The sequence below is a fragment of the Sphingosinithalassobacter sp. LHW66-3 genome (assembly GCF_050703275.1).
GTDB lineage: Bacteria > Pseudomonadota > Alphaproteobacteria > Sphingomonadales > Sphingomonadaceae > Sphingomonas.
Genome location: NZ_CP193482.1, coordinates 2182098 through 2195768, shown reverse-complemented (window position 1 = coordinate 2195768; position 13671 = coordinate 2182098). Strand labels below are relative to the sequence as shown.

Here is a 13671-nt window from a genome sequence, read left to right as displayed (position 1 = left end):
GCCAGCCGCGATCGGCGAAGCTCCGGCGCAGCCCCCGCACCACGGCGGCGCCGATCGACAGGCTCGACGCAAACCCGTGCCGCCGGGGATCGCCCGTCGTCACCGCTGCGTCACGATGACCGGCTGGTTGGGGACGGCGGCGAAGATCTCCGGCGAATAAAGCGCCTCGACTCGAGTCGGCGGCAAATGGAACCGCCCGGCGGTGTTGAGCCGCACGACATAGGAGACAGTGACGCTGCCACGCGGCATCCAGCGGAAATAGGCCCGCCACGCGTCGCGATCGCGCTCGACATAGCTCGGCTGCACACCCTCCCCGCTTCCCGCCTCGGCGCCGAGGATCCGCGACTGATTGCCAAGACCGCCCAGCACCTGTGCCCCGGCGGGAACCGGATCGTCGATCACGACCCAGTTGCGCGCCGCAGACGCCTCCACCGTGATCGTCACCTTGACGACGTCGCCGCGACGGAGCGTTCCCGGAGTAGCCGCCCGCACGACGCTCACCTGACGGCTCAGGCGATAGCCGGCGTTCACCGGCTCGGCGAGCGGCACCGCGGCACGCACCTGCACCGTCGCCCAGGGTCCAGCGCCGCCGCTGTGCACAACGCGCAGCGGCGCGGCGGCGGCAGGCAATGGGAAGCTGAATTCGCGGCGCGGCTCGACGAGCGGCCAGGCGCGCGAGACCGTCGCCCCCGCGAGCGTCGCCGTAGTAGTGCCGGAGACTGCATCGGCCGGGTACATCCGATCGAACTTGCGCGCGGCGACCGCGCCCCAGGCATTGGCGGGGGTGGTATCCCAATGGCCCCGCTGCTGACGCAGCGACACGCCGACCATCATCCTGGCCGAATCCTCTTCCCATCCTGGCCTGCCGAGCGTGGCGACCAGCGCCTTGATCGCGGCTTCGTCGTCGGACGCCATCAGCCACCATGGCATCTCGCCCTTGTCGGTGATGTCGATGCGCATCCCTTCGTAGACCAGCCGCGTGCGCAGCACCCGCTCGGCCTGCGCGCGCAGCTCGGCGCCGTTCGCCAGCCCCTGAACGCGGCCCAGCGCCGACAGATAGTCGGCGAGCGAGGAGGTCGGCATGTCGGCGGGGCCGATGCCGAGCTGCCCCAGCATCGCCGGAGTCGCGGCGCCGTTGCGCGCGAGCGCCGCGAACGCCGCGACTCGCTGGAGGCGCACGTCGCCCTGATCCTCGTTGCGCAGCCGCCCGTCGAGCACTGCCTTCATCGCCTCAAGCATTCGCTCGCGGGGCCCCTGCGGCAGCGGCAGCCCGGCCTCGGCGGCCATCGACAGCACATAGGCAGTGAGTGCTTCCGATCCGGGCAGCGACTGGATCGCGAAATAGCGCAACAGACCCTCGTCATCGAGGAACGCCGGCATTTCGCCTGTCAGTTGGTTCCAGCCGCCGACGTCACCAAGCACGACCGCCTTCGACAGCCGCTGCTCGAAACACTCGTAAGGATAGCGGGACATATAGCCACGCACCCCTTCGAGCGGCGGCGACAGCGAGTCGGCGAGCCGAACGAAGACATTTCCCCGCCCGGGCAGCGCGCCGGCCGGCGGCCGGACGGTGATGCTGGTGCCATCTCCGACGCGCACAAGCGTTGCGGCCCAGGTTTCGGTCGGTACGGCGTGTCTCACGTCCTGAGTCACGGTGATCTGGTCGGTCGCGCCGTCCGTCGAGCGGGCACGCACGTTCCAGGTCAGCGTGCCCTCGGCATTGGGCGCATCGAGATTCCACGCGACGGGCACCGCGCCGCCAGCCGGCACATCGACGGTCAGCGGATTGCCGGTGGCGATCCGCGGGCTCAGTTCGACTTCGGCAGTCACGCGCATCGGCCGGTCGGAGCCGTTGCGCAGCGTGAACGCCGCGGCAAAGCGATCGCCGCTGCGCACCAGCTGCGGCACTCCGGCGAAGATGCTGAGATCCTGCTGGGTGCGCACGGTGGTCTGCCCGGTGCCGAACAGCTGGCTGCCGTTGGCGGCGATCGCGACCAGCCTGAACGCAGTGAGCGCGTCGTTCAGCGGCACCTGCACCTTCGCACGACCCGATTCGTCCAGATCCACCTGGCCACGCCACAGCAGCACCGGCTCGAAATTCTCGCGGTTGAGCCCGGACAAGTCGCCCGTCCCGCCGCCGCCGCCCGCCTCGACTGCCTTGCGGCCATAGTGGCGCTTGCCCACCACCTGCATCTGCGCGGTCGATGTCAGCACCGAGAGCGGCCGCTCGCCCATCAACGCTTCGAGCACCTCCCAGCTGGGATTGGGCGCAAGCTGGAGCAGCGCCTCGTCGACCGCCACGAAGGCGACATCGGCCTCGCCGGCGGCGCTGCCGTCGGGATTGACGACGTGCAGGTCCACAGTCGCGGTCTCGCGTGCGGCGTAGCTCTGCTTGTCCGCCCGCACGTCGACATCGAGCCGATGCCCTTCCCAGCCGACGCGCACGCGCGCGATGCCGAGGCGATAGGCGGGCTTTGCGAGATCCACCGTCGCGGTCGGCTTGGCGGCATCGCGGCGGAAGAAGGGCAGGCCTAATTGGCGCGCCACATCCGCCGTCCACAGCGACCAGCCGTCGACGCGACCACGCACCGCCAGCACCGAGACATAGACGTCGGGCGCATAGTCGCCGGGCATCGGCACTTCGATCACCGGATTCGAGCCCTCCAGCCCGACGACGAAGCTGGAAAGCACGCCTTCGCGCTCCACCGTCACCAGCGCTGTCGCTTCGCGGAACGGCATGCGCACCTGGAACCGCGCCGTCTCCCCCGCGGCATATTCGGGCCTTTCGGGAAGCACATCCATCCGGTCGCCATTGTCGCCGCCGAACCACCATTCGTCCTCGCCCGCGAGCCACACCGACTGGCTCGCCCGCGCGACATTTCCGGCGGAGTCGATGGTCGAGGCCACAGCATAGACTTCCCCCGAAATCCCGAGATCGATGCTGCATTCGGCATAGCCGAGTTCGTCGGTGGTCGCGGTGCAGCGCGGCGACAGCTTGGTCGTACGCATCTGATTGTCATAGGCGTAGAAGCCGCCGATCAGCCGCCGCCGCGCCGTGAGGATTTCGCGGCTGTAGAGGTCGACCCGCACCCGCTGATTGGCGATCGGCTTCCCCTCGGTGTCGAGCGCGACGAGCTTGAGGCGCAGATCGTCTTCGGACATCAGCCAGCCGTCGGTCTTGATGCCGAGCCGCACGGCCGAGGCGTAGATCGGGATGCGGCGCGAGGCAGTCAGCACTTCGCCGTTCGCATCCTGATAGTCGAGCTCGACGAGCATCGCCGTGTCCTGATCGAGCGACTGGGGCACGTCGATGCTGGTTCGTACAGTACCGTCGCGGCCTAGAGTCACGGGCAGCGTCTGAGTGGGCGGAAGCGTGTCGGTCCGGTCGTCGCCCTCGCCGTCCATCGGCCGGGTGCCTTCGCGGAGTTCGCGTCCGCCGAAGGTGAAGCTCTCATAGCCCGACGGCGTGCCGACTCCTTCGAAATAGCCGACGCGCACTTCGACCGGCATGTTGGCGGCGCCGCCGCCCGAGAGATAGCCGACGAACAGGTCCAGCGGCAGCGACCCTGGCTTCACCGCGGCCGTTTCGGGCCCAGTGACGGTGGCGTACATGGTCGGGAGGCGGTATTCATCGAGTCGGATCGACTGCCCCGTCCAGGTCGACCGATCGCCCGCCTCGACGCGGAGATCATAGTCGCCGAGCGGCGCGCCGCGCGGTGCCGACCATTGAGTCTCGCCGGTGCCGTTCTCCCCGATCGTCAGCGGAATCTCGAACTGCGTGTCCGATCCGCGGTGCGAAAGGTGCAGCGTGCCGGAGAATGCCGGCGATGCGGCGAAGCCGCTCGCGATCGGTTCGCGCACGATATGCTTCATGTGCACCGTCTCGCCCTGGCGCACGAGCGCGCGGTCGAACACGGTGTGGAAGATCGTCTCCGGCGGGCTCCAGCCATAGGGTAGATCGAAGTCGTAGGGGCGGATGCCCTCGCCCCAGTCGGTGAGCGTGAAGCTCATGTCGTTCGCCTTGCGCGCCGACACCATCAGCGGATGCGCGCCCGCGCTGTCGCAATTACCCCAGGTTTCCGGTTCGGGAAGGCCCGGCGGAACGGCGAGCCGGCCGGAGACATCGGTGGTTCCGCGCGCGAGCAATCGCCCGGTGCAGCTGTCGGTGACGCGCACTTCGGCCGCATCGACGCCACGGCCGCTGTCGAGCGCGGTCACCCAGACGAGCGAGCCCGCACGGCCCCATTTGAAATGCACCGCCATATTGGTGACGAGCGCGCCAGCCGAGACATAGCGTGTCGCTTCGCGCCCGAGCAGCGCCTGGCCGAGGCGGGGACTGGCCAGCTCGACGACATAGAAACCCGGCTCGCTGAGCGGGATGCCGACGACTTCGAACGTCCGACCGCCGCCGGGCAGCGTGACGTTGAAGCTGCTCGCGCCCGAATCATCGCCCATCAGCACCGGCCGGTCGCCGGTGCGGTTGATCCGCACCGGTTCGCCGCCGCGCGTCACTGTCTCGCTGCGGTAGTTGTCGGCTTCGTCGAGCGTCCGCAGCCATTGCGCGATCTCTCCGTCGCTGGCGTCAACTCGCAGCTTCTCACCGGTCACCGCGCGCTGTGCGCCCTGAAGCGCCGGTTCGACGTTGCGCACGGTGACGGACAGCACGCCGCCCTCCTGCGCCTCGAGGATGCCGAAGGGCGCGGCGAACTTCACCAGCGGCGGCGCCTCGTCGATGCGGATTTCGAGCGGGAAACGCTCGGCATTGGCGAGCGGCCGACCGCTCTCGTCGGCAAGGTCAGCCGGCAGGATCAGCTGCGCGTTCGTGTCGGCGGGAAGCGGCGCATCGAACCCGACCGACTCGAGCGTCTGGTTGCGCTGGTCCTCGTCGGACAGCGTCGGCGCGATCTCGCGCCCGTCGGCAAGGCGCAGGCGGACCGCCGCCGCCTTGTCGCGCGCGACCGGCGCGGAGAAGCGGACGTGCGCCTCCTCGACCGGATTGCATCCGGCCTGGGCGTTCACGCGCGAACATTCGAACCGCGCGGTGAAGGGCGTGCGCACTTCATAGTCGAACCGCTGGTCAGCGCCCGCCCTGCGGCCCGAGGCAGCGGCGATGTCCGCATCCCATACGAGCGCCACGTCGCGCCCCGGCGGCAGCGGCCGGCCACATTTGAGCGCGGTGATCGTGCGCGTGGCCTGTGCGCGTGCCTCGTCGCCTTCGGGAAGCGCCTGCGGCAGACCGGCCTCTTCGAGAAAGCTGCGCACTTCCCAGCGCTCGGTGCCGAGTTCATCGATCAGCCGCGCGGGTACACGCGCGTCGAGCACCTCGACGGGGATGCGCTCGCCGATGCCGTCGACAGCGCAATACGCGTTCGCGGCCACCGAAGCGCGATCGGCGGTCATGTTCGCGGCGACTAGGAAGACCTGATCCTCCTCGATCTTGCCGCCCCAGCGGGTGGGCAGCACGGCGCGCGCGATCGGTCCGCCGCTGTCTACGGTGAACCGGCTCTGGCCGGTGACGGCATAGCCGGCGAGGCTTTTCAGGCCATCGCGAAGCGTGAAGGTGCAGGTGACGCCGCCCGGCAGCGGATCGGCGAATTCATGGACGAAAGTGCGCTGATCGACCCAGCGACCTTCGCCTCCGACCGGGCATTCGACAGTGAACGGCCCCTGCGCCCGAGGGTCGCCGAGCGGCACCATCGCCTCGTCGAACCGCACCGTGAATCGCTCGATCGATCCGTCGCCGATGCCGGGCGTGGCGAGCACCACCTGCGGCCGCGAATCGCCGAACGCCGTAACGGCACCCAGTGGCGTGAGCACAAGCGCCAGAAGCGCGATCCGAGCACCGAGTCGCATGCACCCTTCCCCCCAAAGGCGAGCAACAAAGTACCGGGCCGTCGGCAAGCGAGTCCAGCGACGATTGCGCACATCGCGTGGCGGCCCTTGATCGAAGCTACTGCTGCATTGATGATGTTCGAACCGAATCGGGGGAGTTCGGGTGCAGAACGGATCGATTCTGGTGCTGCTGGTGGATGGCGTCGCGCGCGAGGCGACGCTAAAACCGGCAGATGACCGAACAAGAAGACGATCGCACTCGCGCCGCGCGTCTTGCCGGGGAGCTGGTGAGCCTGTGCGATCAGCTCGGCGACCAAATCGCCGCTGCACATTTTCAGCACGGATTCGACTGCTTGCAACAGCCAGCCAGTCGCCACCGACTCCGGGAGCTGCGACGGCCCTACCGCAGCTCAGATTAGATTGGAGTGGCGGAAGCTGACGTAGTTCCCATGCGCGACGATGAGATGATCGACGAGTGTAATGTCCATCGTCCGGGCGGCGGCCTTGAGCCTGCGCGTCAGATCAATGTCCATGCGGCTGGGTTGAGGATCCCCGGATGGGTGATTGTGGACGAGAATGATCCCCGACGCGCCCAGATCGAGCGCACGGGTAATCACTTCGCGCACGTAGATCGGACACTCGTCGACCGAGCCGTTGCCGAGTTCCTCCTCGCGGAGAAGCACATTACGGTTGTCGAGGTAGAGCGCGCGAGCCTGTTCCACGCTATTATGGCTCATGGCGAGGTTCAGATAATCGAGCAGTGCCGAGGTGCAGTCGATCATCGGGCGGTTCTGAATGCTCTCCCGCAGGCACGCGATCATTGTCTGCCGGACCGCTACGAGCCTCTGCACAACGATCGGGTCACCGGCCGCTCGAGCGATCTCGCGGCGAGGGGCGACGACGGCGGCCTTCAACGATCCGAAGTGAGCAATCAGCCTGTCTGCGGCAGCAAGAGCGTCCTTCTCCTGCCCCCCCAGCAGGGCCTTCAGGAGTGCGCGGCCTTCCGTGCGCTCTTTCTGCGACGTTGCGCTGCCCAAATGCCGATTCCGAAGGCGATCAGCACCGGATAGCTGGATGCACTCTGCATCAGGCCGTACGCCATCCTCGACATCTCCGGCTCCACCAGCTTCCCCAGATGCCCGAGCGTCGCGAGGACATGAAATGCTGTCGCCCATATCAACCACCAGCGCTTGTGGAGGATCGCCAAGGTTCCGAGCGCAGCGGTGAAGCCAAGATCGAACAGCAACACGCCATGCTCGACCATGAGAAAGCGGCTTGCCGCATCGGTCTTCGAGAGCTCGGAAAGCGCGGCTCCTGCCAGGAAAAGAAGGGCGGCCTCGCGCTCGGGACGTTCGCCCCAGAGGAAGGCCGCCAAGCACAACGCCGGCAGCGCGAACCAGAAGAGCCATGTGTATAGGAGGGACAACACATAGCGCGGGAAGCACGCTGCCGCGGCGGGGTCAACCGATCGCCACGACCTTGAGGCCTGGCTTCTCCGCACCTTCGTTGGGCGGGCAATCCGGGCCGAAGCCGAGGCCGAGGTCCTCGGCAAGACCGGCGAGTTCGCGGTGCACTTCCGCGAAGCAGTTGGCGGCCAGCACGAGATGCTGTGCGGCCTCCGTCGTGCGCGCCAGCGCCTGAGCGCCGACATGTGCAGGCAGACGCGCCTGCTGGCGCGCCTCGATGAGAGCTGCGATACTGCGGCCTGCCTCTGCGGAGAGCGACTGTGATTGCGCCTCTATCGGGCGAATGATGGCCGCGACGCGCTGCGCGACTTCTCTTCTGGTCTTGGGCATGAAAGTCTCCCTGCCGAAAGGCAGGGCGCCTTCCGGACCTAAATGTCTCTGTACGGCTCGATCAGATTGGAGAGCGCCTGATAGCCTTGAGCAATCGGCTGGGCAGCGCTCGCAATGATCGCGAGGCCCACGGCTATGGCGACGATCCGGAATATGATCTGCCACGCCGAAGCATCACGAACCCTGCTCCTCTCTTCCGGACCGGCAACGCCGTTCCAATCGAAGGCTTCATCGACCCGGAATACCGCAGGGGTCTCGCGAAGCCTGTGTTCACCTGCCCCCTCTGATCGAGCGGGGTAGGCAACGCCGAAACTGCCGGTTTTCGCGGGACCGGCAAGGCATGGCGATTCAGTACCCAAATCTTGGGTAGTGCAGTCATGCCAGCCCAGAACAAGCGCTGCGGCCTCATCGCGCGAGTTTACGCCCAGCGTCTGGAGCGCGGCAGAGATGTGCTTGTCGACGGTGAGGTGCGAGATGCCGAGAGCCTGACCGATCACCTTGGAGGAGCCGCGCGGCACCAGCCGCAGGCATTCGAGCTGCCGCGGGGAAAGGCTGGCGATTCGGTCTTTGGCATCTATCAGCACGCGACCTCTCTGGAGCGGCCTGTAAGCCGTTTACCGATTCCTGTTCGCCACGTGAAGCGCCTCACCAGATCGTTCACCCGAGAGGCGACACCGGCGGTTCCCCAATGCGAGTCGCGCTCGACTGGCGCCAGCGCGTCGCCGGCGATGCGCAACCCGGATCGGGGGCGACTCTCACGCTCGCCGCCGATTTCTGACCGGCTACGCTTTTGCCGAGCGCCGCGAGCGAGTATCGCGTCACTTCCATGGACCTGTACCTTCCCATCGCCAATCTTTCGGTGAACGCGCTCGTCATCGTGTTCTTCGGCCTGGGCGTGGGGCTGCTCTCCGGAATGTTCGGCGTGGGCGGGGGCTTTCTCACTACCCCGCTGCTCATCGTCTATGGCATTCCGCCGACCGTCGCGGCTGCCTCGGCGGCCAGCCAGGTGACGGGCGCGAGCGTGTCCGGCGTTTTCGCGCATCTGCGCCGCAACGGCGTCGACATGAAGATGGGGCTGGTGCTGGTCGCCGGCGGGATCCTTGGAAGCTTCGCCGGCGCCTGGCTCTTCACCCTGCTTCAGGCGAGCGGCCAGATCGATACGACGATCGGCGTCCTCTACGTCGTGCTGCTCGGATCGATCGGCGGGCTGATGCTGTCCGAATCGCTGCGGAGTATTCGTGCGGTGCGCGCCGGCGGTCCTGCGCGTCCGCGCCGCCGCCGGCATCATCCGCTGGTCGCGGCGCTGCCGCTGCGCTGGCGCTTCTATCGCTCGGGGCTCTACATCTCGCCGCTGGCGCCGCTCATCCTGGGCTTCTTCACCGGCATTCTCACGATTCTGCTCGGCGTCGGCGGCGGCTTCATCCTGGTGCCGGCGATGCTCTATCTGCTCGGAATGGGCGCGACGGTGGTCGTCGGCACGTCGCTGTTCCAGATCCTGTTCGTAACGGCGGCGGCGACGCTGGTGCACGCCACCACCACCAAGGCGGTGGATATCGTGCTCGCCGTGCTGTTGCTGATCGGATCGGTGGTGGGGGCACAGCTCGGCGCCCGCTTCGCGCAAAAGGCCAAGCCCGAATATCTCCGCTTTGCGCTTGCGGTGATGGTGCTGGTGGTCGCGTCGCGTATGCTGCTGGGGCTGGTGTGGCGACCCGACGAAATCTTCACCATCGAGCTGGCCGGATGATCGGCCGCGCCCTGTTCCTGCTCCTGCCGGCGCTGCTGCTCGGCGGTGCGACGAAGCCGGTGCTGGTGCCGGACGTGTCGCAGCGCGAGATCGAGATCGTCTATTCCTTCACCGGTGCCGAGCTGCTGCTGTTCGGCGCGATCGTCTACCCCGGTGGCCGGGCACCGGGACCGGACGAAGAGCCCGCCGAGATCGTCGTCGTGGTGAAAGGGCCGGTGCAGTCGATCCTGGTGCGCGAGAAGGAGCAAGTCGCCGGCATCTGGGTGAACGCCGAAAGCATGCGCTATCGCTCGGCGCCGTCCTTCTATGCAATCGCCTCGTCCGAGCCGATCGACACGCTGGTCGACGATCGCACGCGCGCCATCTACGAGCTCGGGCTCGACAGCCTGCAGCTTTCGCCTGCCTCCGGTGCAATTCCCGAGGCGCAGCGCCGCTTCGATGCCGGGCTGGTCTCGCTGATGCGGAGCAAGGGCCTCTATTACGAAGCGCCGGGCGCAGTGGAGATCACCGACGACGTGCTGTACCGCGCGCGTATTTCGATCCCGGCGCGTGTGCCGGTCGGGCGATTCACTGCGGAAACCTTCCTGATCCGCGACGGCCGCGTGCTGGCAGCTGCGGTGCGGCCGATCGAAATCCGCAAGTCCGGGTTCGAACGATTCGTCGCACGTGCTGCCGAGCGATCCTCGCTGCTGTACGGCCTCGCAGCGGTGACCCTTTCGGTCCTGTTCGGCTGGGGCGCCGGCGCGCTTTGGCGGCGGTTCTGATTCCGCCCGATCCACAGCGAAAGAACCCAATCTTTACTTCCCTTTGTGCATGATTCGCCGCGCGACGGGGAGCAGGGAATGGACGCTACGTTCGGAAGCCAGGGATTCGAAGGCGCGCAGCCGCTGACGGGCGATTCGCCACAGCTGTATTCGGCGCTGGCGCCGATCGGCGCGGTGCTCGAGATCGCGGGATCGTCGAGCCAGGTAATGCTCGACGGCGAGTCGCTCGAAGCGCTGGCGGAGCATCGCGACACGGTGATCGCCAATGCCGGCCAAGTCGGCGCGCAGATCAAGATGCGCGTCGGCAGCTCGTGGCTGATCGCCAACATCCGTTCGCTGCGGCTCGCCGACGGGCGCACCGATCGGATCGCGGCGCAGGTCGACTTCCTCGGCGAGGGCGACGAGGAAAAGCTGACCGGGAAGCTCTACAAATTTCGGCGCGGCGTCACGCGCTATCCCACGCCGGGCTGCCCCGTCTTTCCCGTCTCCACGGCCGATCTCCAGCAAATCTATGCCGCGGACGATCGCGCCCATATCGAAGTGGGGAGCGTCTATCCGACTCGCGACATCCGCGCCGCGCTCTACATCGATTCGATGCTCGGCAAGCATTTCGCGCTGCTGGGATCGACCGGCACCGGCAAGTCGACCGCCGCCGCGCTGATCCTGCACCGGATCTGCGATCTGGCGCCGCAGGGGCATGTCGTGATGATCGATCCGCACGGCGAATATGGCGCGGCCTTCAAGAACAGCGGCGCACTCTACGACGTTTCGAACCTCGCGATGCCCTATTGGCTGATGAACTTCGAGGAGCATTGCGAAGTCTTTCTCACCAGCAGCGGTTCGGAGCGGCAGGTGGACGCCGACATCCTCGCCAAATGCCTGCTCGCAGCCAAGGCGAAGAACCGGCTGGCGCAGGAAATTCCGAAGCTCACCGTCGACGCGCCGATCCCCTATCTGCTGTCGGACCTGTCGCAGCTGATCCAGCTCGAGATGGGCAAGATGGACAAGGCGACCGACAGTGCGCCCTATCTGCGGATCAAGGCCAAGATCGACGAGATCAAGGGCGATCCGCGCTACGCCTTCATGTTCTCGGGCATGCTGGTGGCGGATTCGATGGCGAGTTTCCTCGCGCGCATCTTCCGGCTGCCCGGCGACGGCAAGCCGATCTCGATCATCGACGTCTCCGGCGTGCCGTCCGAAATCACTTCGGTGGTGGTGGCCGTGCTGAGCCGGATGGTGTTCGACTTTGCGATCTGGTCGCGCAACGAGCCGCAGCGGCCGATCCTGCTCGTCTGCGAGGAAGCACATCGCTATGTGCCGAACGAGCGCAACGCCGACGGCTCCTCGGTTGGCCGGATCCTCAGCCGGATCGCCAAGGAAGGCCGGAAATATGGCGTATCGCTGGGCCTCATCACTCAGCGTCCGTCGGATCTTGCCGAAGGCGTGCTTTCGCAGTGCGGCACGATCCTGACGATGCGGCTCAACAACGAGCGCGATCAGGGCTTCGTCCGTGCCGCCATGCCCGAAGGCGCGCGCGGCTTCCTCGATTCGATCCCGGCGTTGCGCAACCGCGAGTGCATCGCAGTCGGCGAAGGCGTGGCCACGCCCGTCCGGCTGCTGTTCGACACGCTGGACGAGACGAGGCGCCCGGCGTCGGGCGATCCTGCCTTCTCGCAGCTGTGGCGGGAAACGGGCGGCGAGGAGGCGATCCTCGAGCGCACGATCAAGCGGTGGCGGGCGCAGGGGCGGTAGCAGCGTCCGCCCGAGAGACCGCGGTATCCTTGCGAAAACCGGCTGCCTCGGAAGAGAGTCAGCGGAGCTGACGCGCCTCAATCCTCGCCGGCGGCGTCCGCTTCCTCGCGTACCGGCACAGAGACCGGCACGGCCATCAGCCGGTTGAGCTTCGACCGGAATTCGCTGAGCTCGCCGCCCGACAGCTGGCGGATATTGGAGAAGCTCACCGAATTCGGATTGATCGCCTGGCCGTTGCGATAGACTTCCCAGTGGAGGTGCGGCCCGGTGGAGACCCCCGTCGAGCCGACATAGGCAATCACCTGCCCCTGTCGCACGCGCGCACCCGAGCGCACGGCGAAGCGGCTGACATGCCCATATCCGGTCGAAAGCCCGTTCGAATGGCGCACGCGCATGAAATTGCCATAGCCGCCGTTGCGGCCGGCGAATGTGACGGTGCCGTCCGCAGGGGCGCGGATCGGCGTGCCAGTGGGCGCCGCGATGTCGAGCCCCTTGTGCATGCGGCGGTAGCCGAGCAGCGGGTGGCGGCGCATGCCATAGCCCGAGCTCAGGCGCCCGTTTGCGGGCCGATCGAACGTGCCGTGGGTTTCGCGGCGGCCGCGCGTGTCGAGCCATTCGGTGCGGCCCCCATCCTCCCAGCGGACGAGCTGCACCTTGCGCGAGCCCTGAGTCACGCCGGCGTAGAGAAGATTGCCCATCTGGACTTCGCCGGTTTCGGCGCGCGCCTGCTCGACGATCATGTCGAATTCGGCGTCGGCGCCGAGACGCGAGACCGGCATTTCGGAGGCAATCGAACGAATGAAGGCTTCGACGGCCTTCGCGGGAGCGCCGAGCGCGCGCGCCGAGCGATAGAGGCTGGGCCCCACCTTGCCGCGGATGCGCAGCGGCGTGTGGTCGACGGCGATCGGCACTTGCTTGAGCGCCAGGCCGGCACCGCTCCGCACCACTTCGACGCTGAGGTCGAAGCGCGCGCGAAATGCCAGGCGCTCGAGCGGCCGCGGCTGCGACTTGTCCATCCGGCGGCCGAGCCGCAGGTCGAGCGTCGTCCCGGAGGCAAGACTGTCCAAATCGATTGCATTGCCGATCAGCTCGGCAGCGAAGCTGGCGTCGGTCGCTCCGACGCCCGAACGACGCAGCGCGCTCAACAGGCCGTTGCCCGAGGACAAGGTGGCGGTAAGGTCGATCACCGGACGCTCGGGCGTCTCGGCCAGTGGCTGGACGAGCGCAGTGGCTGCCATACGATAGCCGGTGCCGGCGCCCTTGCCGAGCGGCGTGATCGACTGGGCTCGGGCGGCTTCCCACTCGCTGCCTTCCAGCGCGGGCGGAACATAGCCGTAGATGGGATTTTCGAGGCCCGGCGCCATGAACAGCGTGACCGCGCACAGGCCGATGCAGGTCGCGGCGCCGCGATACCATTGCAGCGTTCCGATGCGTGATCCCAGATCGGGGACGAGTTCGAAATCGGGGTAGCGGGCCCGCAGCCGGTCGGCGAAGCCCTTGCGCGCCGGCGTTTCCGGAATCGCCGACGGACGCCCGAAGGAGAGTGCGGTCGTTCCGCCGCCCTGGTCGAGTCCGTGATCGTTGCGCAGGAACAAGGCGCGCTGCCCCCAAAATTCGTCGCTGGTGCCGAAACCCCCGGCGTGGATTGGATCACTGTGCAAGTGCGGGTTTAAAGTCAAATTAAGCAGCCTCGTCAGCTGTCCCAGCTGCGGCCAACCGTGCCAGAGCGAAGATGAAGGGAAGCTATTTGCGGTTTCGCCAACAAATCCAACATGGTTAACGG

The 13671-nt window shown here is 67.1% G+C and carries 9 protein-coding genes; 3 read left to right on the top strand and 6 right to left on the bottom strand.

The window, feature by feature from the left end; translation table 11 throughout:
• Window positions 1-99: 99 nt before the first annotated feature.
• From ACQ450_RS10775 to ACQ450_RS10755, 5 genes are all read right to left on the bottom strand, one after another.
• Window positions 100-5853, bottom strand: a complete 5754-nt coding sequence (locus ACQ450_RS10775; protein WP_431469270.1) for an MG2 domain-containing protein — start codon at window positions 5851-5853, stop codon at window positions 100-102.
• Between the two features lie 389 nt (window positions 5854-6242).
• Entirely contained in the window at window positions 6243-6869 is a 627-nt protein-coding gene (locus tag ACQ450_RS10770; RefSeq protein ID WP_431469269.1) for a JAB domain-containing protein, read from the bottom strand.
• Window positions 6818-7207 (bottom strand): hypothetical protein, encoded by a 390-nt coding sequence (locus tag ACQ450_RS10765; RefSeq protein ID WP_431469268.1) that lies wholly within the window; start codon window positions 7205-7207, stop codon window positions 6818-6820. The genes ACQ450_RS10770 and ACQ450_RS10765 overlap by 52 nt, the downstream gene beginning before the upstream one ends.
• An 85-nt stretch (window positions 7208-7292) precedes the next feature.
• Window positions 7293-7628, bottom strand: a complete 336-nt coding sequence (locus tag ACQ450_RS10760) for a hypothetical protein (RefSeq protein ID WP_431469267.1) — start codon at window positions 7626-7628, stop codon at window positions 7293-7295.
• 38 nt (window positions 7629-7666) lie between these two features.
• Window positions 7667-8212 (bottom strand): LuxR C-terminal-related transcriptional regulator, encoded by a 546-nt coding sequence (locus ACQ450_RS10755; RefSeq protein WP_431469266.1) that lies wholly within the window; start codon window positions 8210-8212, stop codon window positions 7667-7669.
• A gap of 242 nt (window positions 8213-8454) precedes the next feature.
• Here ACQ450_RS10755 and ACQ450_RS10750 point away from each other — a divergent pair, with 242 nt between their 5' ends.
• The 3 genes from ACQ450_RS10750 to ACQ450_RS10740 all read left to right on the top strand — a co-directional run bounded on the left by ACQ450_RS10750 (window position 8455) and on the right by ACQ450_RS10740 (window position 11888).
• Window positions 8455-9372 carry a sulfite exporter TauE/SafE family protein gene (locus tag ACQ450_RS10750; RefSeq protein WP_188053489.1) on the top strand — a complete coding sequence of 306 codons (918 nt, stop codon included), beginning with the start codon at window positions 8455-8457 and terminating at the stop codon, window positions 9370-9372.
• Window positions 9369-10136: a TIGR02186 family protein gene (locus tag ACQ450_RS10745; protein ID WP_188053487.1), complete on the top strand. Its 768-nt coding sequence runs from the start codon at window positions 9369-9371 to the stop codon at window positions 10134-10136. Before ACQ450_RS10750 ends, ACQ450_RS10745 begins: the two co-directional genes overlap by 4 nt.
• 78 nt (window positions 10137-10214) lie before the next feature.
• Window positions 10215-11888: an ATP-binding protein gene (locus ACQ450_RS10740; RefSeq protein WP_431469265.1), complete on the top strand. Its 1674-nt coding sequence runs from the start codon at window positions 10215-10217 to the stop codon at window positions 11886-11888.
• Window positions 11889-11965: 77 nt separating this feature from the next.
• Here the strand turns inward: ACQ450_RS10740 and ACQ450_RS10735 are convergent, their stop codons facing one another.
• Window positions 11966-13549, bottom strand: a complete 1584-nt coding sequence (locus ACQ450_RS10735) for a M23 family metallopeptidase (protein ID WP_431469264.1) — start codon at window positions 13547-13549, stop codon at window positions 11966-11968.
• Window positions 13550-13671: the final 122 nt, after the last annotated feature.